A 24,347-nucleotide genomic window follows, 5' to 3' on the forward strand; every position below is an offset into this window, starting at 1 on the left:
GAGGCTGAGAAGGAAACGGATCTTATGCGCATAGTCTGCGTATATTTAAGCACGCATCCAATCCCTCTTGCCAAACGGCAGGAGGGATTTTCTTGTTTTCAGGTTCAAAAGGAGAGGTGAACAGCATGCCCCAAAAAGCAGTTGTGCTTGACCAGCAGTCAATCAGAAGAGCATTGACAAGAATTGCCCACGAAATTATCGAACGAAACAAAGGCATTGATTCTGTCATTCTTGTCGGGATCAAGACAAGAGGCATCCATCTTGCCAAAAGGCTTGCAGAACGGATCGAACAGATTGAAGGCAAGCCTGTAGAGGTAGGAGAGCTTGACATTACACTCTACAGAGATGACCTTTCCAAAAAAACAGTGAATGAGGAGCCGCTCGTGAAAGGCTCGGATATTCCTGCAGATATCACCAACAAAACAGTCATCCTGATTGATGACGTCCTTTATACAGGAAGAACAGTCCGCGCAGGGCTTGATGCGCTGATTGACATCGGAAGACCTTCACAGATCCAGCTCGCGGTCCTGGTAGACAGGGGACACAGAGAACTTCCGATCCGGGCAGACTATGTCGGCAAAAACATCCCGACCTCAAGCTCTGAAAAAATTGTTGTCGAACTGATGGAAGTGGATAAAAACGATCAGGTCGCCATACACGAAAAAGAATAGCCAACCCTTTTAATGAAGTCCAGAGAGGCTGCAAAAGGAACGTAAAATCACACCTGTGATTCTTTTTGACAGGATGATTATGCCTCTTTGCAGCCTCATGCAAAGAGGTTTTTTTATAAAAAGAAAGCGGGGAAAAGACATGAAACCAAGAAAAGAAGCTCTACAGCTTGATATAAAAGAAACACCAAAGCCGCTCACATGGATCACCCTGAGCTTTCAGCATCTGTTTGCCATGTTTGGGGCGACCATCCTCGTACCCTTCCTGGTAGGACTTGATCCTGCTGTCGCCCTGATTTCAAGCGGGCTTGGGACGCTTGCGTTTCTGCTGATCACAAAAGGCCAGGTGCCGGCCTATCTGGGTTCCTCATTCGCCTTCATCGCACCAATTATCGCAGCTAAGGCAGCTGAAGGACCCGAAGGCGCAATGGTCGGAAGCTTCCTGGCAGGAGTCGTTTACGGACTTGTAGCCCTGCTGATTAAAATCGTCGGATACAAGTGGATCATGAAGCTTCTGCCTCCGGTGGTCGTCGGTCCTGTCATCATCGTCATCGGACTGAGCCTTGCAGGAACTGCGGTGGATATGGCCATGAACAGCCCTGAAGGAGAATATAACCTGACCTACTTCTCGGTAGCTCTTGTGACGCTTGCGATAACGATTGTATGCTCGGTTGCATTTAAAGGCTTTGTCAGCCTGATTCCTGTTCTGATCGGAATCGCCGGCGGCTACCTGTACGCCCTCGCAATCGGATTGGTTGATTTCAGTAAAGTTGTTGGGGCAGAACTGTTTCAAAAACCGGACTTTATCATACCTTTTGTCACATATACTCCAGGGTTTTCCTATGAAATCGTTCTTCTGATGGTCCCTGTCGCAGTTGTGACCCTCTCAGAGCATATCGGACATCAGCTTGTTCTTGGTAAAGTGGTTGAGAGGGATTACTTGAAAGAGCCTGGTCTGCACCGTTCCATCCTCGGAGATGGAGTAGCAACGATGATCGCATCACTTATCGGCGGACCGCCGAATACAACGTACGGCGAAAACATCGGCGTACTTGCCATTACAAGGGTCTACAGCGTCTACATCATCGCAGGTGCTGCGGTTATGGCCGTCGTGTTCGGCTTCATCGGAAAAATTTCAGCATTCATCAGCTCTATACCGACACCGGTTATGGGAGGCGTATCCATCCTGCTGTTTGGGATTATTGCCTCATCAGGATTAAGAATGCTGACTGATAACAAGATTGATTTCGGAAATAAACGAAACCTTGTGATTTCCTCAGTCATCCTGGTCATCGGGATTGGCGGAGCCATGATAAAAGTAAGCGAGCAGTTTGAACTTCACGGCATGGCACTTGCGGCAATCATCGGCATTGCCCTGAACCTGATCCTTCCGGGGCGCAAAGCTGCTGAACGTGAACAAACAGCTGCAAATGAACATACAGCTGCATAAGAACACCTTTTAACGAAAAGTCCAGAGAGGCTTACAAGGGTGGACGGGCACGGACAAAGCAACCTTTTGGTTTTGTCCTGCCTTCTCACACCCTGAAACCGGATTTCAGGGTGTTTTTTTGCAGAAAAACGACGGGAGAGATGATGATGAAGCACTTGCTTAGAATGAATGATCTGCCTGCAGATGAAATTTTAAACATATTAAAGGACGCAGAAAAATTCCGTTCAGGAAAGGCGGAAGTTCAAAAAACGGCATTGTTTGCTGCGAACCTGTTTTTTGAACCGAGCACAAGAACACGGTTCAGTTTTGAAGTAGCTGAGAAAAGGCTTGGCCTAAACGTTCTTAACTTTGATGCCTCACATTCAAGCGTGCAAAAAGGAGAAACCCTTTATGACACAGTGCGCACGCTTGAGGCAATAGGAGCAAACGCAGTCGTCATCAGACATCCTGAAGATGAGTACTTCGAAGAACTGAAAGAGAAAGTCGGAATTCCGATTTTAAATGCAGGAGACGGCTGCGGCCATCATCCTACACAATCGCTTCTTGATCTGCTGACCATCCGCCAGGAGTTTGGAAAGTTCGAAGGTCTGACCGTCTCCATTCATGGAGACATCAAGCATAGCCGCGTTGCAAGGTCTAATGCGGAGGTTCTGCGGAGGCTCGGGGCAAATGTCCTGCTCTGTGCGCCTGATGAGTGGAAGGATGAAACATACGGCACATATGCAGAGACAGATGAAGCCATTCAAGCTTCAGACGTCGTGATGCTCCTGAGAATCCAGCATGAAAGACACGGAAGCAACAGCAGCGCAGGAGCAGATTACCACAACCTTTACGGACTTACGCTAGAAAGAGAAAAAACGATGAAGCCGAAAGCCATTATCATGCATCCAGCCCCGGTGAACAGAGGCGTTGAAATCGCAGATGAACTGGTTGAATGCAGAAGATCGAGAATTTTTAAGCAAATGGAAAACGGCGTATATGTCAGAATGGCCGTTTTAAAACGCGCGCTTGACGGCGCAGCATCACATAACAAGGGGGAAGCAGCATATGCAATCTATCATTAAAAACGGCTTGATTTTAACGGACAGCGGAGAAAAAGTGAAAGCTGATATTCTGATTTCAGACGGCATCATCTCAAAGATCAGCGAAAACATCGAAGCGGATGCAGTAGAGGTCATCGATGCTGAGGGCAAGCTGGTTTCCCCGGGGTTTATCGATTTACATATCCACTTGAGGGAACCTGGCGGAGAACATAAAGAAACGATTGAAACAGGTACGAAGGCTGCTGCTGCAGGAGGCTTTACAGCCGTTGCCGCCATGCCGAATACAAAGCCTGTTCCGGACCACGCAGAGCAAATGAACTGGCTGCAGGACAGGATTAAAGAAAAAGCTTCTGTACGAGTTCTTCCGTATGCATCGATCACGGTAAGACAGGCTGGAAAAGAACTGACGGATTTCAAAAAGCTGAAAGAAGCAGGAGCGTTTGCCTTTACAGATGACGGAGTAGGCGTTCAGTCTGCCGGCATGATGTTTGAGGCAATGAAAAAAGCGGCAGAGACCGGTGCAAGCATCGTAGCCCACTGTGAAGACAACTCGCTGATTTATAAAGGGGCACTTCATGACGGGGAATTTGCAAAAAGGCAAGGGATCAATGGCATTCCTTCAATCTGCGAATCTGTGCAGATCGCAAGAGATGTACTGCTGGCTGAAGCCGCAGGCTGCCACTACCACGTGTGCCACATCAGCACGAAAGAGTCAGTCAGAGTCGTGCGAGATGCGAAAAAAGCAGGCATAAACGTAACAGCGGAAGTAACGCCTCATCACCTTCTGCTGTGCGACACAGATATCCCCGGACTGGATACAAATTACAAAATGAATCCGCCGCTCCGTGGGAAAGAAGACCGGGAAGCGCTGATTGAAGGGCTGCTTGACGGAACAATTGATTTTATCGCGACGGACCATGCTCCGCATACAGCGGAAGAAAAGGCCGAACCGCTGAGCCTTGCTCCGTTCGGCATTGTGGGACTTGAAACGGCATTTCCGCTTTTATACACCCGGTTTGTTGAGTCAGGGGAATGGAAGCTGAAACAGCTGATTGATTTTCTCACAGCTAAGCCGGCGGAAACGTTTGGCCTGCCATTTGGCAGACTTGAAGAAGGCCGCGCAGCGGATTTGACGATCCTTGATCTGGAAGAAGAAAAAACCATAAATCCGGAAACGTTCCTTTCAAAAGGAAAAAACACACCGTTTGCAGGCTATTCATGCAAAGGCTGGCCGGAAGCAACCATCTTTGAAGGCAAAATCGTATGGAAAAGGGAGAGAGTAAACGTATGATCAGACATCTGATTCTCGAAGACGGCACCATTTTTACAGGACAGGGATTTGGAAGCGAAGCGGATACAATGGGAGAGGTAGTGTTCCATACTGGAATGACAGGCTATCAGGAGATTCTCTCCGACCCGTCATACTGCGGGCAGATTGTGACGCTTACGTATCCGATGATTGGAAACTACGGCATTAACCGCGACGATTTTGAAACGATTTCTCCATTCATCAACGGGTTTATCGTAAAAGAATTATGTGAAGTGCCATCAAATTTCAGAAGCGAGTTTTCACTGGACGAGTACTTCAAAATCAAGGGAATTCCCGGACTTGCAGGCATAGATACACGCAAGCTGACAAGAATTATCCGCACTTATGGAACATTGAAAGGCGCTTTTTGCTCAGAGCATGCAGATGTAGATGAGGTGATTGCCTCATTGAGATCAGCGGAGCTTCCAAGAAATCAGGTGGAAATTGTTTCGACTAAAACACCTTATCCAAGCCCGGGACGCGGATGCAGAGTGGTTCTTGTCGATTTCGGGATGAAACACGGCATTCTCCGCGAGCTGAACAAACGCAGCTGCGATGTGGTCGTCGTGCCTCATACGGCAACTGCTGAAGAAATCCTTCAGTTAAATCCAGACGGCATCATGCTGTCAAACGGACCTGGGGACCCGAAAGATGTCCCTCATGCACTTGAGATGATCAATGGAGTGCTCGGGAAAATTCCTCTATTCGGCATCTGCCTTGGCCATCAGCTTTTTGCCCTTGCAGGGGGAGCCGATACGGAAAAAATGAAATTCGGACACCGCGGGTCAAACCATCCGGTAAAAGACCTGTCAACAGGAAAGGTAGCTCTTACCTCCCAAAATCACGGATACACCGTTACCCTTGATTCAGTAAAAGCAACAGACCTTGAGGTTACTCATCTTGCTTTAAACGACGGATCTGTAGAAGGACTGAAGCATAAAACGCTGCCTGCCTTCACCGTGCAGTACCATCCGGAAGCTTCACCAGGACCAGAAGATGCAAACGGACTATTTGATCAATTTATCGACATGATTGAAACATTCAAGAAAGAAGGGATCAACGTATGCCAAAACGCGTAGACATCAAAAAAATTCTAGTAATCGGATCAGGGCCAATTATCATCGGCCAGGCAGCAGAGTTTGACTATGCAGGAACACAGGCCTGCATCGCTCTTAAAGAAGAAGGTTATGAAGTCATCCTTGTCAATTCAAACCCTGCAACGATCATGACAGATACAGAAATGGCAGACAAAGTGTATATTGAGCCCCTGACACTTGAGTTTTTGACGAAAATCATCCGCAAAGAACGCCCGGATGCACTTCTTCCGACGCTTGGAGGCCAGACAGGCCTTAACATGGCGGTTCAGCTTGCTGAAGCAGGGGTTCTTGAAGAATGCAACGTTGAGATTCTTGGAACAAAATTAAGCGCTATTCAAAAAGCGGAGGACCGCGATCTTTTCCGCCAGCTGATGAATGAACTGGGTGAGCCGGTTCCGGAGAGCGATATTGTCCACAACCTTGAAGAAGCTTACGCTTTTATAGAAAAAGTCGGTTATCCTGTCATCGTAAGACCTGCCTATACACTTGGAGGCACAGGCGGCGGAATCTGTTCAAACGAAGAAGAGCTGATTGAAATCGTGACAAGCGGACTAAAATACAGTCCGGTCACACAATGCCTGCTTGAAAAAAGCATCGCGGGTTATAAAGAAATCGAATATGAAGTCATGCGTGATAAAAATGACAGCGCAATTGTTGTCTGCAACATGGAAAACATCGATCCTGTCGGCATTCATACAGGCGACTCCATCGTAGTTGCACCAAGCCAGACGCTTAGCGACAGAGAGTATCAGATGCTCAGGAACGTTTCAATTAAAATTATCCGCGCACTCGGAATAGAAGGGGGATGCAATGTGCAGCTTGCGCTTGATCCGCACAGCTTCCAGTACTACATCATTGAAGTGAATCCGCGTGTAAGCCGGTCATCAGCGCTTGCATCTAAAGCAACAGGCTATCCGATTGCGAAGCTTGCGGCAAAAATTGCTGTCGGACTGACTCTTGATGAAATGATGAACCCGGTAACTGGCAAAACGTATGCGTGCTTTGAGCCGGCTCTTGACTACATCGTCACAAAAATCCCGAGATGGCCGTTTGATAAATTTGAGTCAGCCAACCGCAGACTCGGAACGCAGATGAAAGCTACCGGCGAAGTGATGGCGATTGGCAGAACGCTTGAAGAATCCCTGCTTAAAGCCGTCCGTTCACTTGAAGCGGATCAGTACCATATCGATCTGAAACATGCAGCCGATTTCAGCGATGAAAAGATTGAAAAGCGAATCCGCAAAGCAGGAGACGAGAGGCTGTTCTATCTTTCTGAAGCGATCAGAAGAGGCGTATCAATCGAGACGATTCATGAGTGGAGCGGAATTGACCTATTCTTCCTTGTGAAAATTGAAAATATCATCAAGTTTGAGCGTGTCATTGAAGAAGCGAAGTTTGATGCCATCGTCCTTGAAAAAGCGAAAAAGATGGGCTTCTCTGATATCGCTGTTGCTGAACTTTGGAAGACGACTGAGCGGGAGGTATACAAATTCAGAAAACAGCTGAACTTGTTCCCGGTCTATAAAACAGTTGATACATGCGCAGCAGAGTTCGAATCTGAAACACCATACTTCTACGGCACGTATGAGGATGAGAATGAATCAGCTGTTACAGATAAAGAAAGTGTGATTGTCCTTGGTTCAGGACCAATCCGAATCGGCCAGGGGGTAGAATTCGACTATGCAACCGTACACTCCGTATGGGCCATTAAAGAAGCCGGATATGAAGCGATTATCATCAACAACAATCCTGAAACCGTCTCAACCGATTTCAGCATCTCTGATAAGCTTTACTTTGAGCCGCTGACGGCGGAAGATGTGATGCACATCATCGAACTTGAAAAGCCTAAAGGGGTAGTCGTTCAGTTCGGGGGACAGACAGCGATAAACCTTGCTGATGAACTTGAAGCAAGAGGCGTCAAGATTCTCGGAACATCTCTTGAGGATTTGGACCGTGCGGAAAACAGAGATAAATTTGAGCACACATTAAACACACTCGGCATTCCTCAGCCTCTTGGAAAAACGGCGACATCTGTAGAAGAGGCGGTTGCCATAGCTTCATCCATCCGCTATCCGGTTCTTGTCAGACCGTCATATGTTCTCGGCGGACGTGCAATGGAGATCGTGCATGAGGAAAACGATCTGCTGCATTACATGAAAAATGCTGTAAAAGTAAATCCGCAGCACCCGGTACTGATCGATAAATATTTAACTGGAAAAGAAATAGAAGTTGATGCGATCTCAGACGGCAAAAACGTCTTTATTCCTGGAATTATGGAGCATATTGAGCGTGCAGGGGTCCACTCCGGAGATTCCATCGCTGTATATCCTCCGCAAACACTGACGGAAGATATCAAAAAGACGATTACTGAACGGACAATCGCACTTGCAAGGGGATTAAACATTAAAGGGCTTCTGAACATTCAGTTTGTCATCTATAAAGATGAAGTATTTGTCATCGAAGTGAATCCAAGATCAAGCCGCACGGTTCCTTTCTTAAGCAAAATAACAGGCGTGCCGATGGCAAATCTTGCAACGAAGGTGATACTCGGCAAATCATTGCCAGAGCTTGGGTATGAAACGGGCATTCAGCCGGAAAGCGAGGGCGTGTATGTCAAAGTGCCGGTCTTCTCTTTTGAAAAGCTGCGCAGAGTGGATATTACGCTCGGCCCTGAAATGAAATCGACAGGCGAAGTGATGGGAAAAGATTCAACCCTTGAAAAAGCTCTTTATAAAGGCCTGATCGCATCAGGAATGAAAGTGCAGAACTACGGACAGGTCCTTCTGACAATCGCGGACAAAGATAAAGAAGAAGGTCTGGAGGTAGCCCGCCGCTTCAGTGCAATCGGCTATCAGATCATGGCAACAAGCGGAACAGCCGGCTACCTGCATGAGAACGGGGTAGAAGCGAGAATCGTCGGCAAAATCGGCAGCGAGTCTCCTACTATGCTGGATATTATCCGCACGGGCGAAGCTCAGTTCGTCATCAATACACTGACAAAAGGGAAACAGCCGCAGCGCGATGGCTTCAGAATCAGACGCGAGTCGGTTGAAAACGGCATCCCGTGTCTCACATCCCTTGACACAGCAAAAGCGATTTTAAGAGTTTTAGAGTCAATGACCTTCTCAACAGAACAAATGCCAAAACGAGTAATCAGCAAAGAGGTGACGTACGCTTGATCCGAAAAGAATGGATGATCATTGCCGGACAGAGAGAAATTGCTGAGGGAATTTATGAACTTACATTAAAAGGGAGTCTGGTCGACGAGATGAACCAGCCCGGCCAGTTCGTTCATATCAAAGTTTCAAGTGCAGCATCTCCTCTTTTAAGAAGACCGATCAGCATTGCAAAAATAGAGAAAGAAAAGCGGGAATTCACGATGATCTACCGGGCAGAGGGAGCGGGCACGAAGCTCCTCTCTGCAAGGAAAGAAGGAGAACTGGTCGATGTGCTCGGCCCGCTTGGAAACGGTTTTGATCCGGATAGCCTGAATCAGGGAGAGACGGCGCTTCTTGTCGGAGGCGGCATCGGAGTCCCTCCTTTATACGAGCTTTCAAGGCGTCTGCTTGCAAAGGGTGTTAACGTCCGCCACGTACTCGGTTTCCAGTCTGCGAATCAGGTTTTCTATGAAAGTGAGTTTAAGAAACTCGGAGAAACCTATATTGCGACGGCAGATGGTTCATACGGGACGAAAGGGTTCGTCACAGACTGCATCAAAGAGCGCAGCATCGATTTTGACGCTCTTTTCGCATGCGGTCCGACCCCCATGCTTTCAAGCCTCCAAAATCTTTTTCCTGACAAGCCTGTTTTTCTCTCTCTTGAAGAAAGAATGGGCTGCGGAATCGGCGCATGCTTTGCATGTGTGTGCCATACAGCAGATGACCCGAATGGCACATCTTATAAAAAAGTTTGCACCGACGGGCCGGTATTTAAAGCAGGAGAGGTTGTGCTGTCATGCTGAATGTTGAACTTCCGGGACTTTCACTCAAAAATCCGATTATGCCGGCATCAGGCTGCTTTGGATTCGGTAAAGAATTCGCCGGCCTTTATGACCTGAACAAACTTGGAGCCATCATGATCAAGGCAGCAACAGCCGAACCGCGGTTTGGAAATCCGACACCGAGGGTGGCTGAAACAGAAGCGGGCATGCTCAATGCAATCGGCCTGCAAAACCCGGGACTTAATGGAATCCTTGAAAATGAGCTTCCCTGGCTTGAGTCATTCGATGTGCCGGTTCTTGCAAATGTGGCGGGCTCAGCAGAGGAAGATTATGTCGAAGTTGCAAGAGAGATCAGCAAGGCGAAAAATGTCCACGCGCTTGAACTGAACATTTCCTGTCCGAATGTTAAAACCGGAGGAATTGCATTCGGTACAAACCCTGAGATGGCAGCTTCCCTTACGCGCGCAGTAAAAGCTGTGTCAGAGGTGCCTGTTTATGTCAAGCTGTCACCGAACGTCAGCAATATCACTGAAATTGCCAAAGCCATCGAATCGGCTGGAGCAGATGGATTAACGATGATCAACACGCTCATCGGAATGAGGCTGGATTTGAAAACAGGAAAGCCGGTTCTTGCAAACCGCACAGGCGGCTTATCCGGCCCTGCGATCAAACCGGTAGCCATCCGCATGATTCATGAAGTCAGCCAGGCTGTATCTATTCCGATTATCGGCATGGGCGGTGTTCAGACAGCAGAGGACGTTCTTGAATTCATGTACGCTGGAGCAAGCGCCGTAGCCGTAGGAACAGCCAACTTTGTGAATCCGTTTGTCTGCCCTGAAATCATCGAAGAACTGCCTCATGTACTTAAAAAATACGGGTTCGGCCACATTACAGAATGCATCGGAAGGAGCTATAAGCATGAACGAGAGACCGCTGATTATCGCGCTTGATTTTAAGGGTGCTTCGGAAACAGGAGAATTCCTAAAAATGATGTCCGGACAGAAGCTGTATGTAAAAGTAGGCATGGAGCTCTTTTACCGGGAAGGTCCTGCAATCATAGATCAGCTGAAATCAGACGGACATGAGATTTTCCTTGATCTTAAGCTCCATGATATTCCGGAAACAGTGAAAAAAGCGATGAGGGGTCTTGCCGGACTCGGAGTCAATCTTGTCAATGTGCATGCTGCCGGCGGCAGTGTCATGATGAAATCTGCAATGGAAGGTCTTGAGGCCGGAACACCTGCAGGCTCCAAGCGTCCCGCCTGCATTGCTGTCACTCAGCTGACAAGCACATCGCAAGAGATGCTGAAGAAAGAATTGCTGATCGGCAACAGCCTTGATGATACGGTGCTAAGCTACGCTAAGCTTGCGGCGAAAAGCGGCCTTGACGGTATTGTCTGCTCTTCTCTGGAGGTGCCCCGCATCTACAGCGAGCTTCCAGCCTCGTTTATGACCGTAACACCCGGCATACGCATGAGCGGAGATGCAGTAAATGACCAGGTCAGGGTGGCAACTCCTGAAAAAGCGAGAGAGCTTGGGTCAACCGGAATTGTGGTCGGACGGAGCATCACTAAAGCACCGGATCCGCTTGCGGCCTATACTCAAATGAAAAACGCCTGGGAGGGACTGCCTGTATGAACCATCAAATTGCAGAACAACTGCTGACAATCGAAGCTGTATTCCTTAGCCCGAATGATCCGTTTACCTGGTCAAGCGGGCTCAAATCACCGATCTACTGCGATAACCGCCTCACGCTTTCTTATCCGGAAGTAAGAAAAAACATTGCAGAAGGCCTGTCGGCTCTGATCAGAGAGCATTATCCCCAAGCTGAAATGATAGCAGGCACGGCTACTGCAGGAATTCCTCATGCTGCATGGGTAAGTGATCTTCTGAATCTGCCGATGTCCTATGTGAGAAGCAAGCCAAAGGGACACGGAAAGGGCAATCAGATTGAAGGAAAGATCCGGGAAGGACAGAAAGTGGTAGTAGTGGAGGATTTGATTTCAACCGGAGGAAGCGTTATTACGGCGGTCAAAGCCCTTAGAGAAGCCGGATGCGAAGTGATCGGCGCTGTATCCATTTTCACATATGAACTGCAAAAAGGGACAGAGATGCTTGAGGAAGAAGGCATTCATTCCGTATCACTGACGGACTATTCATCTCTGATTGAAACAGCTCTGAAAAAAGGCTCCATTCAAAAAGAAGACTTAGCCAAGCTGAAGAAATGGCGTGAAAATCCATCGTCAGAAGAATGGCTGAACGTATAAATGATAAAGGCATCAGAAGCAGCTGATGCCTTTTTTTATTTCCATATCAGCACGCTTCCGGAAAAAGCCAGTGTGCTGATCAGCAAAAAGCCAATTCTGAATCCTTTTTTCTGCCAGGGTGCAGGCAGCAGCTTCCCGCTGAGTTTAAATCCCGCAGAACCGAGCATTCCGAAACACTTCATCACTCCGCGTTCCTCTTTCATTTTTTCAAAAATGGCTGGGTCATCAATCTCCATTGCCGCATAAGCTAATGAAAATCCGCCTAACCCATAAAAAACGGCAGCTGCACTTAACAAGATAAAAATAACTCCCACCTCCCGGACGAACTATAGTACACCTTATTCCGGCGCTGTATATCTAGCACTTTTTTATCAATAGTTCCTAAAAAGAGTCGTTTTTTTAATTCCGATAGAAAAACTAAGGTTGACAGTGACTGCAATTGTGATAAAATTTAGAAAAATATAATAAACTTATCCAGAGAGGCGGAGGGAACTGGCCCGGTGAAGCCCGGCAACCTGCATGCGTGCAAGGTGCTACATCCAGCAAAATGAAACCCATTTTGGAAGATAAGGTTGATGCCTGAACAGTCTTTCAAACCGGAAGGCTTTTTTTAATGGGAAAGAAACGGGGGACCACTGTGGGTACTGATCAAAAACTTGACGCGGTCATCGACAGGCTGAAGGAAATGCTGAACACAATGAGCTATGGTTCTGTGACACTGATCGTTCAGGACGGAAAAGTGATTCAGCTTGAGAAAAATGAAAAAATAAGAATGAAATGAAAAATGCTGACTGGATAAACTGGAGGCATTTTAACGAAAGCGGGCTCCTGTCCTACTATTAAAAGCTTTTTGTACAGGACCTGAAAAAGTGAGGAGAAGACCAGCATGCTTACGTATATAACATGGCAGGAGCATGAACAGACTTTTGAAACAGACGACGGGTACAGCGGCGCATTGAATGTGCTGAACTGGGCTTACGGCCATTACGGCGAAGAGATTGTCTATGCCTGCAGCTTTGGCATTGAGGGCATTGTTCTCATTGACCTGATTTCAAAAGTAAAACCGGATGCGTCGATTGTGTTTCTTGATACAGATGTTCATTTCAAGGAAACATATGAAACCATTGAACGTGTAAAAGAAAAGTATCCCAAGCTCCGAATTACGATGAAAAAACCAGCCCTTACCCTTGCAGAACAAGCTGAACAGCATGGAGATAAGCTGTGGGAAACAAATCCGAATCAGTGCTGTGCAATCAGAAAGCTTCAGCCGCTGAATGAAACACTCTCTCAGTCAAAAGCGTGGATTTCAGGGCTTCGGAGAGAGCAGTCTGAAACAAGGAAAAATGTGCAATTTATCAATAAAGACGACAAGTTTCAGTCGGTAAAAGTCTGTCCTCTCATTCACTGGACGTGGAAAGATGTCTGGCGCTATGTTCATAAAAATGACCTCCCTTATAATCCGCTCCATGATCAGGGATATCCGAGCATCGGCTGTTTCCACTGCACGCAGCCTGCGTTCAGTGCAGATGATCTGCGCTCAGGCAGATGGAGCGGCCAGGGCAAAACAGAATGCGGCCTGCATGGATAAGGAGGGATTGCGGTGCTTGAACTGGGTGCGCTTGCCATCAGTCTCTTTTTCGCCATGAATATTGGAGCGAGCGGGGCCGCTGCTTCCATGGGAGTAGCTTACGGTTCCGGTGCAGTTCCGAAAGCCCGGCATGCCCTTTTTATATGCGCCATCGGTGTTTTTGCAGGCGCGTATCTTGGCGGGGGAGAGGTTGTTAAGACAATAAGTGCCGGAATTATTCCGCAGGATATCATTGATGTGAAAGTTGTTCTGATCATTATTTTGTCTGCGACAAGCTCGCTGTTTCTTGCAAACCTGCTGGGAATCCCGCTTTCAACAAGCGAGGTGACGGTTGGAGCCGTTGTGGGAGTGGGAATTGCCTATCAGATCCTATTTATTAAATCACTGATGATTATCATGATGTTCTGGGTGATTGTTCCTGTCGCAGCTTTCGGAATTGCCTGGCTGTTCGGCAAAGGGCTTTATAAAGTGCAGCATAAACCGTTCTTTAAAGACCGTCCGCTCCTTACAGGCATCCTGATACTGGCAGGATTTTTCGAGGCTTTCTCAGCTGGAATGAACAATGTGGCAAACGCAGTAGGGCCGCTTGTCGGGGCTGGCCTGATTTCCGTGCCGGACGGGACCCTGCTCGGAGGAGCATTTGTTGCTCTTGGAGCGATTTTTCTCGGCAAAAAAGTGCTTGAAACAAACGGTAAGAAAATTACCCGGTATTCAAAGCCAGAAGGCATTCTGATTTCCGGTACAGGAGCAGGACTTGTGATTGCCAGTTCCATTTTCGGACTTCCCGTCCCTCTGACGCAGGTGACCTCATCAGCTATTATCGGACTTGGAATGGCGAAAAGCGGGAGCGAGATCCTTCAAAAGCACATTGTGAAGAAAATCATCCGAATCTGGATTGTTTCACCGCTGTTTTCACTTGCCATATCGTATATGCTTGTCAAACTGTTTTTGGAAAAGGATATGTACTCCCTTATCGTTCTTCTGAGTGTCATGCTGGCAACACTTGGTGCACTGAGCCTGATGAAGGCGATAAAGGATGAAAAGCGTGCCGTGCATGAAGAAGGCGGAGGCATTTAACATTAAAACCAATTAAAAAGGTCAGTTTAGGAGGAAAAATAAATGAGTTTACAGCCGCATGGTGGAGTATTAGTTGATGTATACAATCCTGAAGTAACTGCACATGAAATCGATCAGGTGATCGAAATTGATGCAATGGCTCTCAGCGATCTGGAATTGATCGGAATCGGAGCCTACAGCCCGCTTACGGGTTTTTTAACACAAGAGGATTATGAAAGTGTTGTCAGCAGCATGAGACTTGCAGACGGCACAGTCTGGAGTATTCCGATCACGCTTCCGGTTTCAAGAGAAACAGCAGCGTCGCTGAAGACAGGAGACAAAGCAAAGCTTCAGTATGGCGGCGAAGTGTATGGGCTGATTGAAATCGAAGATCTCTATGAGCCGGATAAAACGAATGAAGCGATCAATGTTTACGGAACAGCGGATCTCGCCCATCCCGGAGTGAAAAAACTGCATGAAAGAGAAGACATCTATGCAGGAGGCAAAATCACTCTGATCAAGCGTCCCGATAAGCCGTTTAAAGAATATACGTTTGATCCATCAGAAACAAGAGCGATTTTTAAAAGTAAAGAGTGGAAAACCGTAGTCGGCTTCCAGACAAGAAATCCTGTGCACAGAGCACATGAATACATCCAGAAAGCTGCCCTTGAAACAGTTGACGGATTGTTTCTGAATCCTCTTGTCGGCGAAACGAAATCTGATGATATTTCAGCAGAAATCCGCATGGAGAGCTATGAAGTATTGCTTAAAAACTACTATCCGGAAGAACGAGTGGAGCTTGGCGTTTTCCCTGCTGCGATGAGATATGCAGGACCAAGAGAAGCGATTTTCCATGCGCTTGTCCGCAAAAATTACGGATGCACGCATTTTATTGTCGGAAGAGATCATGCAGGCGTCGGTGATTATTACGGCACATATGATGCTCAGAAGATATTTGACCAATTTGAAGAAGCGGAGCTTGGCATTAAGCCGATGAAATTCGACCACAGCTTCTACTGCAGCAAATGCGAAAGTATGGCTACAACGAAAACGTGCCCTCATGACAGCGCAGATCACGTCATTCTCTCAGGCACAAAGGTCAGACAGATGCTGAGAAACGGCGAAGTGCCGCCAAGCACATTCAGCAGGCCTGAAGTGATTGAAGTATTGATCAGCGGACTAAAAAAAGAAGTCGTTTCGTAAGAAGGGAGAAACAATGATGAGCAGCAATATCGTATGGCATCAAGCATCTATCGCAAAAGAAGAACGGCATAATAAAAACAAGCATCAAAGCTTTATCCTCTGGTTTACAGGGCTGTCTGCTTCAGGCAAGTCTTCTGTCGCAAACGCATTTGCACGGACATTGTTCGACCGCGGCGCCCAGTCATTTGTGCTGGATGGAGACAACGTGAGACATGGACTGAACAGTGATCTTGGCTTCGGTGAAGAAGACCGCAAAGAAAATATCCGCCGGATCGGCGAGGTTTCAAAGCTGTTTGTGGAAAGCGGGCAGATTGTCCTGACGGCGTTTATTTCACCCTACCGCGCTGACCGCGATCTTGTCAGATCGCTTGTCGGAGAGAATGAATTTCTTGAGGTCTATGTGAAATGTTCTGTTGAAGAATGCGAGAAGCGTGATCCTAAAGGTCTTTATAAAAAAGCGAGAAATGAAGAGATTAAGAACTTTACGGGAATCAGCGCCCCGTACGAGGAACCTCTTCATCCCGAAATTATTCTGGACACCGAAAAGCACTCAGTAGAAGAGTGTGTCAAACAGCTGACAAAAGCTTTGATTGAAAGAGGCTTGATTTAACAAAAATATTCTAAAAAATGCTCCGTTTTCCTGATATAGTAGACTGTAAGAATCACTACATCACACGCCGAACGCAGCGAGGCAGTTTTCATATAAGTAAGGAGAGTCTATCAATGGGGAATGTTTATTTAGTAGGTGCAGGACCAGGTGATCCTGAACTGATCACGTTAAAGGCTGTTAAATGCATTCAAAAGGCCGATGTCATTTTATATGACCGCCTTGTGAACAAAGAATTGCTTTCCTATGCAAAAGAAGGTGCAGACCTTATTTACTGCGGAAAGCTGCCAGATTATCACTTAATGAAGCAGGAAACAATCAATCATTTTCTTGTCCGCTACGCTAAAAGCGGAAAAATCGTCACCCGTCTGAAAGGCGGAGATCCGTTTGTGTTCGGCCGGGGTGCAGAAGAAGCGGAAGCCCTTGTCAAACACGGCATCCCGTTTGAAATTGTACCCGGCATCACATCTGGAATAGCTGCTGCTGCATATGCAGGGATTCCCGTCACACACCGTGATGTGAGCGCAAGCGTTGCCTTCGTTGCAGGGCACCATAACAACGATGAAAAAGAAGAGCAAAAATGGGCAAGTCTTGCAAAAGGGATTGATACACTTGCAATCTATATGGGAGTGGGGAATCTGCCCTATATTCAGGAGCAGCTGCTGAAAAACGGAAAGTCCAAAGATACCCCTGCTGCGCTTGTTCACTGGGGAACGACTGACGTTCAGAAGACTGTAACCGGAACGCTTGAAACGATTGCAGAGATTGCCAGAACTGAAAAAATCACGAACCCCAGCATGATCATCATCGGAGAAGTTGTCCGCTACCGCGAAAAAATCAGCTGGTTTGAGGAAAAAGCCTCTAAAGCTGCCATCAGCGGGGTGCTTTAGGATGAAACAGGCTGTTCTATATGTCTGCCACGGCAGCCGGATCAGACAGGCCTGTGATGAGGCTGTCTCCTTTATCAGGCGGGTCCAGCCGCACATCGAAGCGGATATTCAGGAAATTTGCTTTCTTGAACTGGCCGAGCCCTCCATTGAAGAAGGATTCGCTGCATGCGTCAGAAATGGGGCTGAAAAAATCGCGGTAGTGCCCCTGCTTTTGCTGACGGCCGCTCATGCGAAAGAGGATATACCAAAAGAAGTTGCAGAAGCCGCATCGCTTTTCCCGCATGTTGAGGTAACGTACGGAAAACCAATCGGCGTTCATGAAAAACTGGCTGAGAGTGTGCTCAAGCGAGTAACGGAACAGGGAAATCCGGGTCCCGGATCGCTCATCGTCATTGTCGGCAGAGGAAGCTCTGATCCGGATGTGGCAAGAGATTTAAAGGAAATCAGCCTGCTTGTAAAAGACCGTGCAGGCGGGAGCGAAGTGGACATAGCCTTCGTGACAGCAGCAAAACCGAGTCTTGATGATATGCTTGATAGGGTGGCGGGCATGAATGATAAACGCATTTTTCTAGTGCCTTACCTGCTCTTCACAGGTCTTGTCATGAGAGAGGTTATGAGAAAGGCTTTGTCTGTTCCCCATAAGGATTTAACTGTGTGCAGATACCTTGGATACGACAGCGGGGTTGAGGAAGTCTTTACTGAGCGCGTGCAGGAAGCCGTTTCAAACCGGGACGGTGCATTTGACTTTATATATGAGGGAAAAACGCATGCTTCCATTAATGATTGATGTGAAAAACCGGCCAGTCGTCATCATAGGCGGGGGGAAAATCGCATGCCGAAGACTTGCCGTTTTTCTCGAGCAGGGAGCAGCTGTCACAGTTGTCAGCCCTGAGGCTGCTGCAGAAATACAGGAACTTCATCTTGCAGGCATCATTACGTGGAAGCAAAAAGAAGTTCAAAAAGAAGACCTGTCGGATGCGTTCTTAATCATAGCAGCTGCCGGAAGCAGGGAAGTAAATGCCTGGGCTGCAGAAGCGGCGGGAAAGCACCAGCTTGTAAACATTGCGGGTGAAGCCGGCCTTGGAAATGTACAAGTTCCCTCTATTAAAAAAAGAGGCAGACTTACCCTGTCAGTTTCAACAGACAGCGCAAGCCCTGCTCTCGCCAAAAAAATAGCCGGTCATTTTGCCGATCAGCTGAACGACCCATTCATCATCAAACTGAACGAACTGCATGAACAGCGGAAACACATTCACGCATCTGATCTGAGCAGGGAAGAAAAAAAGAAACTACTAAAAAAGCTGGCAGATGACTGCATGGAACTTTTATAAAGAGCATGGAATCTAAAAATAAAGGGTTCGGTTTAAAGATTCTAAACAAAAATCGCAAAGTATTCGCACACCATTCAACAATTGAAATGGTGTGCTTTTTCATTTATGTCATTTAAACAGGATGTTAGATAATTGTGATAAAATGGAAATAACAGTTATTCGGTTAAAGGGCAGGATTTTTCAATAAGCATTTGAGATAAATTTGAATAAGGAGGGATATAAAATGAACGCAATTAATCGTTGGGTTGTTTTTACTTTTCTTGCTTTCATTACAGTTTTAATGGTCAATAAAGGAATAAATTTATGGTCTCTTGGAACAAATGTGGATGGCGATGGCATTGGAGTACACTTCTTAGGATTAGAAATAAATGACAGAGTACCAGAAGCGAATATCCCTGCATATGCAATTGGTTTCTTTGTTGCAAGTTTTATTTCTTTGTTGATTGCCTTTGCATTTGTTGGGAAAACTTTTTTGAAAAGTAACACACCAGCACGTTAATTTTAATAGATATTCAACGATTGGGGGCGATTACAGAAACATGAATAAGAAGCTATAGATTGGGCTCCTTATTTTGTGTGCTATTTGACATTAGAATCTAAAATATGAGTCTATTTCGTACCTTTTGAAGCTTAGTAGAATGCTCCAAGCTCCAGTGGACTGAAGCGGAAGGCACTTGACTCCTGCGGGATGAAGAGTGCACTGGAGACCCCGCAAGCGCAGCGAGGAGGCTCCAGGCGCTCCCCGCGGAAAGCAAGTGACTGCAGCGAAAGGGAACGGGTACATTTCATGTTTTTCCTAAGTAAGCAGGAATACAAAAAAAGATATGGAATGGTATCAAAGGACATCTAACAAAAATCTGGAGGAGAAAAAATGAAAAGCCCTGTAATGAACCAAATCGGAACCGTGTTCGTTCCTGTCAGCGATGTAGAAAAAGCAAGAGACTGGTATTGCAGCATTCTAGGTGTGGAACCTCAAGGAGAAATCCAGTTCGGCCATATATATGTTCTCCCGATGCAGGGGACAGGTGCCGTTCTCGACAGCAAGATTTACCGAGAGGGAGAAGCATCAAAAGTGCCTTTGTTTCACTTCAATGCCGAAGATATTAATACAGCTCATTCATTCATTAAAGAAAAAGGAGCTGCCCATCAATCGGACATTCAGCATGATCATTATTTTACGTTTCAGGACCCTGACGGAAACACGCTCATGGTATGCAAGTGCTGATTCAATAAAAAGACCCCGGAAATGTCATTTCCGGGGTCTTTATTTTACTTTTTAAGCTTGATCACAAGATCAGGATCCGGCGTGACATAGACCGTCTGCTGGTTGTCGTAGATGACAAAGCCGGGCTTTGAGCCGTTCGGCTTTTTAACGTGACGGACTTTTGTATAGTCTACAGGAACAGAGCTTGAGCCTTTCGCTTTACTGAAGTACGCTGCAAGATTCGCTGCTTCAAGGATTGTTTCATCGCTTGGCTCCGGGTGGCGGATCACGACGTGGGAGCCTGGAATGTCTTTCGTGTGCAGCCAGATATCATCCCGGGCTGCCGTTTTGTTTGTCAGGTGATCATTTTGCTTATTGTTTTTTCCTACAAGAATTTCGGTGCCGTCACTGGATCGGTATGCTTCCAGCACGATTTTTGCCTGTTTGGCCTTTTTGTTTCCTTTTGTCTGTCTCTTTTTAAGATAGCCGCCTTCCATGAGTTCCTCGCGGATTTCCTCAATATCCTTCGGTGAAGCGGATTCGATTTGCTGGAAAAGGTTTTCGAAGTAGGCAATCTCTTTTTCGGCAAGTGAAATCTGCTCGTTAACGTAGGCTACAGATTTCTTTGCTTTATTGTATTTCTGGAAATAGGCCTGGGCATTATCTGACGGCGTTTTTTGAGGATTCAGCGTGATGGTGACCGTATCCCCGTTATAGTAATTGATGACATCCGCAGATGCATCTCCGCGCTTAATAGCGTACATATTGGCTGTTATCAGCTCTCCCTGAAGCTTGTACTTTTCAGCTTTTTCAGCATCCTTTAACGTTCCTTCAAGTTTTTTGATTTTCGTTTTATTTTTTTTGATTTCATTCTGCACGAACCGTTCAAGATCATTTCCCTGCTGCTTGACTCTGTCCCTTGCTGCTTTTCCATAATAATACCGGTCAAGCATTTCCGAAATGGTTGAAAACGGCTTTTCTTTTCCATCAAGGTGGGTGAGGGGAAGAATGTAAAAATAATCTTTTTCCGGAAGTTCAATCATGGCAGGTGAAAGCTGATGCTGCTTGATTTCACCGACAAGAGAAAGAAAGGACTTCGGCAGACTGCTTCTGTTGGCAAGGCCTGCACGGAACAGGATCTCGCGTGCAAACAGCGGGGAGATCCCTGAGAACTGCTGCATGATCTGCTGGTCTAATTTACCTGCGTTAAAATCGAGCTTCCGGAGCACGGTTTCTTCCGTTGCTTCAAATGGATCTGCTTTCATCTGCTCAGGGGGAAGCACATATTCCTGTCCGGGCATTACCGTCCGGTGGCGGTTTACAGCAGGTGAAAGATGCTTGATGCTGTCAAGAATCATATTCCTGCCGCGGTCTATCAAAATAATATTGCTGTGTCTTCCCATGACTTCAATGATCACCCTCTTGTAGGTGACATCTCCGATTTCGCTTCGTCCTTTCACATCGATATAGAGAATCCGCTCCATTCCAATCTGTCCGATTTCCTCAATGACTCCGCCTTCAAGATGCTTTCTCATCAGCATGCAGAACATCGGAGGCTCACTAGGATTTTCGTAGCTCTCTTCTGTTAAGTGAATTCTTGCATAGCTCGGATGAGCAGAAAGCAAAAGCTTATGATTGGCTCCGTTTGAGCGAATCACAAAAATAAGTTCGTTTTTATACGGCTGATGAACCTTTGAGATTCTGCCGTTTTCAAGTGAATTCTTAAGTTCTTCTGTTATCGCATATGTAAACATGCCATCAAATGACATCGCAAGCACCCTTTTCTATAGCTGTTTAGGAAACAATTGTTCATTCGAATTATTATAGCATTTTTTCGGACAGGTCTGAATAAATTGGCATTAGAAGAGATTGTCCTACTATTTAGAGTATTGAGAGGTGTAATAATCATTCATGAAATGGCATGAAGTGAAACCTGAGGAAGTACTAGAGTCCATTCATTCCAGCAGGGAAAACGGTTTGTCTGAAAAAGACGTACAGAAACGGGTCAGGCACCACGGATTTAATGAACTGAAGGAAGCGGAAAAACCTTCAGCCTTTTTAGTATTTCTTGAGCAGTTCAAAGATTTTATGGTCCTAGTATTGCTCGCAGCAACTCTCATATCCGGTTTGCTCGGCGAATACATTGATGCCATTGCGATCATTGCCATTGTGCTGGTAAACGGGATCCTTGGTTTTTTTCAGGAACAGAAAGCAGAGAAGTCTCTGCAGGCCCTAAAAGAAATGTCGGCGCCACAGGTGCAGGCCCTCAGAGAAGGTGAATGGACAAGAATTCAGTCGAAGGACCTTGTTCCCGGTGATATCGTGAAGTTTTCGAGCGGTGACAGGATCGGGGCAGATCTGAGGCTGCTTGAAGCAAAAAGCCTTGAGATTGAAGAATCAGCCCTTACAGGTGAATCTCTTCCTGTTGCCAAATGCACAAACGCCCTTTCTGACAGTCACGCAGGAATTGGGGATCTCGTGAATATGGCGTTTATGGGAACGCTTGTGACAAGGGGAAATGGTGTCGGGGTTGTTGTCGCGACCGGAATGAACACCGCGATGGGACAGATTGCAGATCTTCTTCAATCTGCTGAAACGCTTGAAACCCCGCTGCAAAGACGGCTTGAACAGCTTGGCAAAATTCTCATCATTGTAGCCCTTGCCCTTACATGTTTAGTAGTAGCTGTCGGAGTCATACAGGGACATGCGCTTTACGATATGTTCCTTGCAGGAGTGTCGCTTGCCGTAGCGGCAATCCCGGAGGGGCTCCCTGCAATCGTGACCGTTGCGCTGTCTCTTGGGGTCCAGCGGATGATCAAACAGCGTTCAATTGTCAGAAAGCTTCCCGCTGTTGAAACGCTTGGCTGCGCATCTGTCATTTGTTCGGATAAAACAGGTACGATGACACAGAACAAAATGACGGTTACGCACATCTGGTCAGGCGGGACAACGTGGAAACTGAGCGGAACAGGCTATCAGCCAAAAGGCGAGTTTTTTATCAATGACCAGAAAGTGCTTGTGAAAGACAGCAGGCCGCTGCAGCAGATTCTGACGTTCGGTATGCTCTGCAACACAGCAGAAATAACCGAAAAAGATGACGACTATGTTCTCGACGGCGATCCGACTGAAGGGGCTATGGCTGTTGCCGCGATGAAAGCGGGACTGTCGAGAGAATCTCTTCTGAATCAGTTCAAACTGGTGGAAGAGTTTCCTTTCGATTCAACAAGAAAAATGATGAGTGTCATTATCGAGGATAAAAATGGTAAAAGATTTGCTGTTACAAAAGGCGCTCCTGATATTCTTCTGAAAAAACTTGATTTTGTTCTATGGGGCGAAAAACAGCATGCTGTATCTTCAAAATATGAAGCAGAAATCATGGGAGCGATCGACAGCCTTGCTTCCCAGGCACTGCGAACAATAGCCGTTGCATTTAAACCTGTAGCCGTACAAAGTGTGTACCATCAGCATGAAGTTGAGAGAAACCTCGTGTTTCTTGGGCTGCAGGGCATGATTGATCCTCCGCGTCCTGAGGTAAAACAGGCCGTAAAAGAATGCAGGCAGGCCGGGATTAAAACCGTCATGATCACAGGGGACCATGCGAATACAGCGCGCGCTATCGCCTCTCAGCTTGATCTCCTTCCTCCAAATGGAAAAGTGCTGGACGGTGCGGCACTGTCTGCCATGTCGGATGAAGAGCTTGTGGCGGTTGTGGAAGATGTCTATGTCTTTGCAAGGGTTTCGCCCGAGCATAAGCTTAAAATTGTTAAAGCGCTGCAGAGCAGGGGACACGTCGTTGCCATGACGGGTGACGGGGTGAATGATGCTCCTGCAATCAAATCCGCCGACATCGGGATTTCAATGGGCATAACAGGAACAGATGTCGCAAAAGAAGCCTCTTCTCTTATTCTGGTTGATGACAATTTTGCAACCATAAAGCTTGCTATTAAAGAAGGACGCAATATATATGAGAATATCAGAAAATTCATCAGGTATCTGCTTGCCTCAAATGTCGGAGAGATTCTCGTTATGCTGTTTGCGATGCTCCTGGCCCTGCCGCTGCCGCTCGTTCCAATTCAGATTCTGTGGGTGAACCTTGTCACAGACGGACTTCCGGCTATGGCCCTCGGCCTTGATCAGCCTGAAGGTGATCTGATGCAGAGAAAACCGAGGCACCATAAAGAAGGTGTGTTTGCACGCGGTCTCGGATGGAAAGTCATTTCAAGAGGGTTTTTAATCGGTGCTGTCACCCTGGCAGCCTTCATGATTGTCTATTACAGAGACCCGGAAAACTTGATCTATGCTCAGACCATCGCGTTTGCAACGCTCGTCATGGCCCAGCTGATTCACGTTTTTGACTGCAGAAGCGAGCGGTCCGTATTCTTAAGAAATCCATTCGAAAATCTTTACCTGGTCGGAGCAGTCATTTCATCCATCTTGCTCATGCTTGGTGTCATCTATTACGCTCCGATGCAGCCGATCTTCCACACAGTTCCGATTCTGGCCAGAGACTGGCTCCTTGTTCTCGGCCTGTCCGCCATTCCAACTTTTTTGCTGGCGGGGTCACTTTTGACAAGTAAAAAAAGGGAGAATATGCTATAATTTTAAAGGTAATAGAGTTCTCTATTACCTTTTCTTTTGTTTAAAGATACAGAAAAGCATTTCTTATGATATGATCAGAGAATTGGATGTGATAA

At 46.7% G+C, this 24,347-nt stretch carries 23 protein-coding genes and 1 riboswitch; of the genes, 21 read left to right on the plus strand and 2 right to left on the minus strand.

The window, feature by feature from the left end; translation table 11 throughout:
• Positions 1 to 125: 125 nt before the first annotated feature.
• From pyrR to pyrE, 10 genes are all read left to right on the plus strand, one after another.
• On the plus strand, positions 126 to 671 hold the full coding sequence (gene pyrR / locus AZ46_RS04440) for a bifunctional pyr operon transcriptional regulator/uracil phosphoribosyltransferase PyrR (RefSeq protein WP_029281474.1): 546 nt from the start codon (positions 126 to 128) through the stop codon (positions 669 to 671).
• 139 nt (positions 672 to 810) lie between these two features.
• A complete protein-coding gene (locus tag AZ46_RS04445) occupies positions 811 to 2,118 on the plus strand; it encodes a solute carrier family 23 protein (RefSeq protein WP_029281472.1) in 1,308 nt (435 codons plus the stop codon).
• Between the two features lie 146 nt (positions 2,119 to 2,264).
• Complete coding sequence (locus tag AZ46_RS04450) at positions 2,265 to 3,182, plus strand: aspartate carbamoyltransferase catalytic subunit (RefSeq protein WP_035206509.1); 918 nt, start codon at positions 2,265 to 2,267, stop codon at positions 3,180 to 3,182.
• Positions 3,166 to 4,452, plus strand: a complete 1,287-nt coding sequence (locus AZ46_RS04455) for a dihydroorotase (protein WP_029281468.1) — start codon at positions 3,166 to 3,168, stop codon at positions 4,450 to 4,452. The genes AZ46_RS04450 and AZ46_RS04455 overlap by 17 nt, the downstream gene beginning before the upstream one ends.
• Positions 4,449 to 5,549, plus strand: coding sequence for a carbamoyl phosphate synthase small subunit (locus AZ46_RS04460; RefSeq protein WP_029281467.1), 1,101 nt, complete (start codon positions 4,449 to 4,451; stop codon positions 5,547 to 5,549). The genes AZ46_RS04455 and AZ46_RS04460 overlap by 4 nt, the downstream gene beginning before the upstream one ends.
• The gene (gene carB / locus AZ46_RS04465) at positions 5,534 to 8,746 is read left to right on the plus strand and encodes a carbamoyl-phosphate synthase large subunit (protein ID WP_029281466.1); all 3,213 of its coding nucleotides are present in this window, start codon (positions 5,534 to 5,536) and stop codon (positions 8,744 to 8,746) included. Before AZ46_RS04460 ends, carB begins: the two co-directional genes overlap by 16 nt.
• The gene (locus AZ46_RS04470; protein WP_029281465.1) at positions 8,746 to 9,528 is read left to right on the plus strand and encodes a dihydroorotate dehydrogenase electron transfer subunit; all 783 of its coding nucleotides are present in this window, start codon (positions 8,746 to 8,748) and stop codon (positions 9,526 to 9,528) included. The genes carB and AZ46_RS04470 overlap by 1 nt, the downstream gene beginning before the upstream one ends.
• On the plus strand, positions 9,522 to 10,457 hold the full coding sequence (locus tag AZ46_RS04475; RefSeq protein ID WP_029281464.1) for a dihydroorotate dehydrogenase: 936 nt from the start codon (positions 9,522 to 9,524) through the stop codon (positions 10,455 to 10,457). The genes AZ46_RS04470 and AZ46_RS04475 overlap by 7 nt, the downstream gene beginning before the upstream one ends.
• Positions 10,426 to 11,145: an orotidine-5'-phosphate decarboxylase gene (gene pyrF / locus AZ46_RS04480; RefSeq protein ID WP_029281463.1), complete on the plus strand. Its 720-nt coding sequence runs from the start codon at positions 10,426 to 10,428 to the stop codon at positions 11,143 to 11,145. Before AZ46_RS04475 ends, pyrF begins: the two co-directional genes overlap by 32 nt.
• On the plus strand, positions 11,142 to 11,774 hold the full coding sequence (gene pyrE / locus AZ46_RS04485) for an orotate phosphoribosyltransferase (protein WP_029281461.1): 633 nt from the start codon (positions 11,142 to 11,144) through the stop codon (positions 11,772 to 11,774). Before pyrF ends, pyrE begins: the two co-directional genes overlap by 4 nt.
• Before the next feature lie 35 nt (positions 11,775 to 11,809).
• Here the strand turns inward: pyrE and AZ46_RS04490 are convergent, their stop codons facing one another.
• Complete coding sequence (locus AZ46_RS04490) at positions 11,810 to 12,070, minus strand: hypothetical protein (protein ID WP_029281459.1); 261 nt, start codon at positions 12,068 to 12,070, stop codon at positions 11,810 to 11,812.
• A gap of 171 nt (positions 12,071 to 12,241) precedes the next feature.
• A riboswitch (SAM riboswitch) is annotated at positions 12,242 to 12,347 on the plus strand.
• A gap of 64 nt (positions 12,348 to 12,411) precedes the next feature.
• Between AZ46_RS04490 and AZ46_RS21395 the strand changes: the two genes are divergently transcribed.
• From AZ46_RS21395 to AZ46_RS04535, 10 genes are all read left to right on the plus strand, one after another.
• The gene (locus tag AZ46_RS21395; protein WP_235728203.1) at positions 12,412 to 12,555 is read left to right on the plus strand and encodes a YezD family protein; all 144 of its coding nucleotides are present in this window, start codon (positions 12,412 to 12,414) and stop codon (positions 12,553 to 12,555) included.
• 105 nt (positions 12,556 to 12,660) lie between these two features.
• Positions 12,661 to 13,362, plus strand: a complete 702-nt coding sequence (locus AZ46_RS04495; protein WP_029281457.1) for a phosphoadenylyl-sulfate reductase — start codon at positions 12,661 to 12,663, stop codon at positions 13,360 to 13,362.
• A 54-nt stretch (positions 13,363 to 13,416) separates the two neighbouring features.
• Positions 13,417 to 14,439 (plus strand): inorganic phosphate transporter, encoded by a 1,023-nt coding sequence (locus AZ46_RS04500; RefSeq protein WP_051827179.1) that lies wholly within the window; start codon positions 13,417 to 13,419, stop codon positions 14,437 to 14,439.
• 42 nt (positions 14,440 to 14,481) lie between these two features.
• The gene (sat, locus tag AZ46_RS04505; RefSeq protein WP_029281453.1) at positions 14,482 to 15,621 is read left to right on the plus strand and encodes a sulfate adenylyltransferase; all 1,140 of its coding nucleotides are present in this window, start codon (positions 14,482 to 14,484) and stop codon (positions 15,619 to 15,621) included.
• 16 nt (positions 15,622 to 15,637) lie between these two features.
• Positions 15,638 to 16,231 carry an adenylyl-sulfate kinase gene (gene cysC / locus AZ46_RS04510; RefSeq protein WP_029281451.1) on the plus strand — a complete coding sequence of 198 codons (594 nt, stop codon included), beginning with the start codon at positions 15,638 to 15,640 and terminating at the stop codon, positions 16,229 to 16,231.
• A gap of 113 nt (positions 16,232 to 16,344) precedes the next feature.
• Positions 16,345 to 17,118: a uroporphyrinogen-III C-methyltransferase gene (gene cobA / locus AZ46_RS04515; RefSeq protein ID WP_029281450.1), complete on the plus strand. Its 774-nt coding sequence runs from the start codon at positions 16,345 to 16,347 to the stop codon at positions 17,116 to 17,118.
• A gap of 1 nt (position 17,119) precedes the next feature.
• Positions 17,120 to 17,905, plus strand: a complete 786-nt coding sequence (locus AZ46_RS04520) for a sirohydrochlorin chelatase (protein WP_029281449.1) — start codon at positions 17,120 to 17,122, stop codon at positions 17,903 to 17,905.
• On the plus strand, positions 17,886 to 18,449 hold the full coding sequence (locus AZ46_RS04525; RefSeq protein ID WP_051865216.1) for an NAD(P)-dependent oxidoreductase: 564 nt from the start codon (positions 17,886 to 17,888) through the stop codon (positions 18,447 to 18,449). The genes AZ46_RS04520 and AZ46_RS04525 overlap by 20 nt, the downstream gene beginning before the upstream one ends.
• Before the next feature lie 223 nt (positions 18,450 to 18,672).
• Complete coding sequence (locus AZ46_RS04530; protein ID WP_029281447.1) at positions 18,673 to 18,948, plus strand: hypothetical protein; 276 nt, start codon at positions 18,673 to 18,675, stop codon at positions 18,946 to 18,948.
• A 372-nt stretch (positions 18,949 to 19,320) separates the two neighbouring features.
• Positions 19,321 to 19,674, plus strand: a complete 354-nt coding sequence (locus AZ46_RS04535; RefSeq protein ID WP_029281446.1) for a VOC family protein — start codon at positions 19,321 to 19,323, stop codon at positions 19,672 to 19,674.
• 44 nt (positions 19,675 to 19,718) lie between these two features.
• On the opposite strand, the gene AZ46_RS04540 is transcribed toward AZ46_RS04535, so the two are convergent.
• Positions 19,719 to 21,422, minus strand: coding sequence for an Rqc2 family fibronectin-binding protein (locus tag AZ46_RS04540; protein WP_029281445.1), 1,704 nt, complete (start codon positions 21,420 to 21,422; stop codon positions 19,719 to 19,721).
• 142 nt (positions 21,423 to 21,564) lie between these two features.
• Here AZ46_RS04540 and AZ46_RS04545 point away from each other — a divergent pair, with 142 nt between their 5' ends.
• A complete protein-coding gene (locus AZ46_RS04545; RefSeq protein ID WP_029281443.1) occupies positions 21,565 to 24,252 on the plus strand; it encodes a calcium-translocating P-type ATPase, SERCA-type in 2,688 nt (895 codons plus the stop codon).
• Positions 24,253 to 24,347 lie beyond the last annotated feature (95 nt).

The organism is Metabacillus indicus LMG 22858, assembly GCF_000708755.2.
Lineage (GTDB): Bacteria > Bacillota > Bacilli > Bacillales > Bacillaceae > Bacillus_P > Bacillus_P indicus.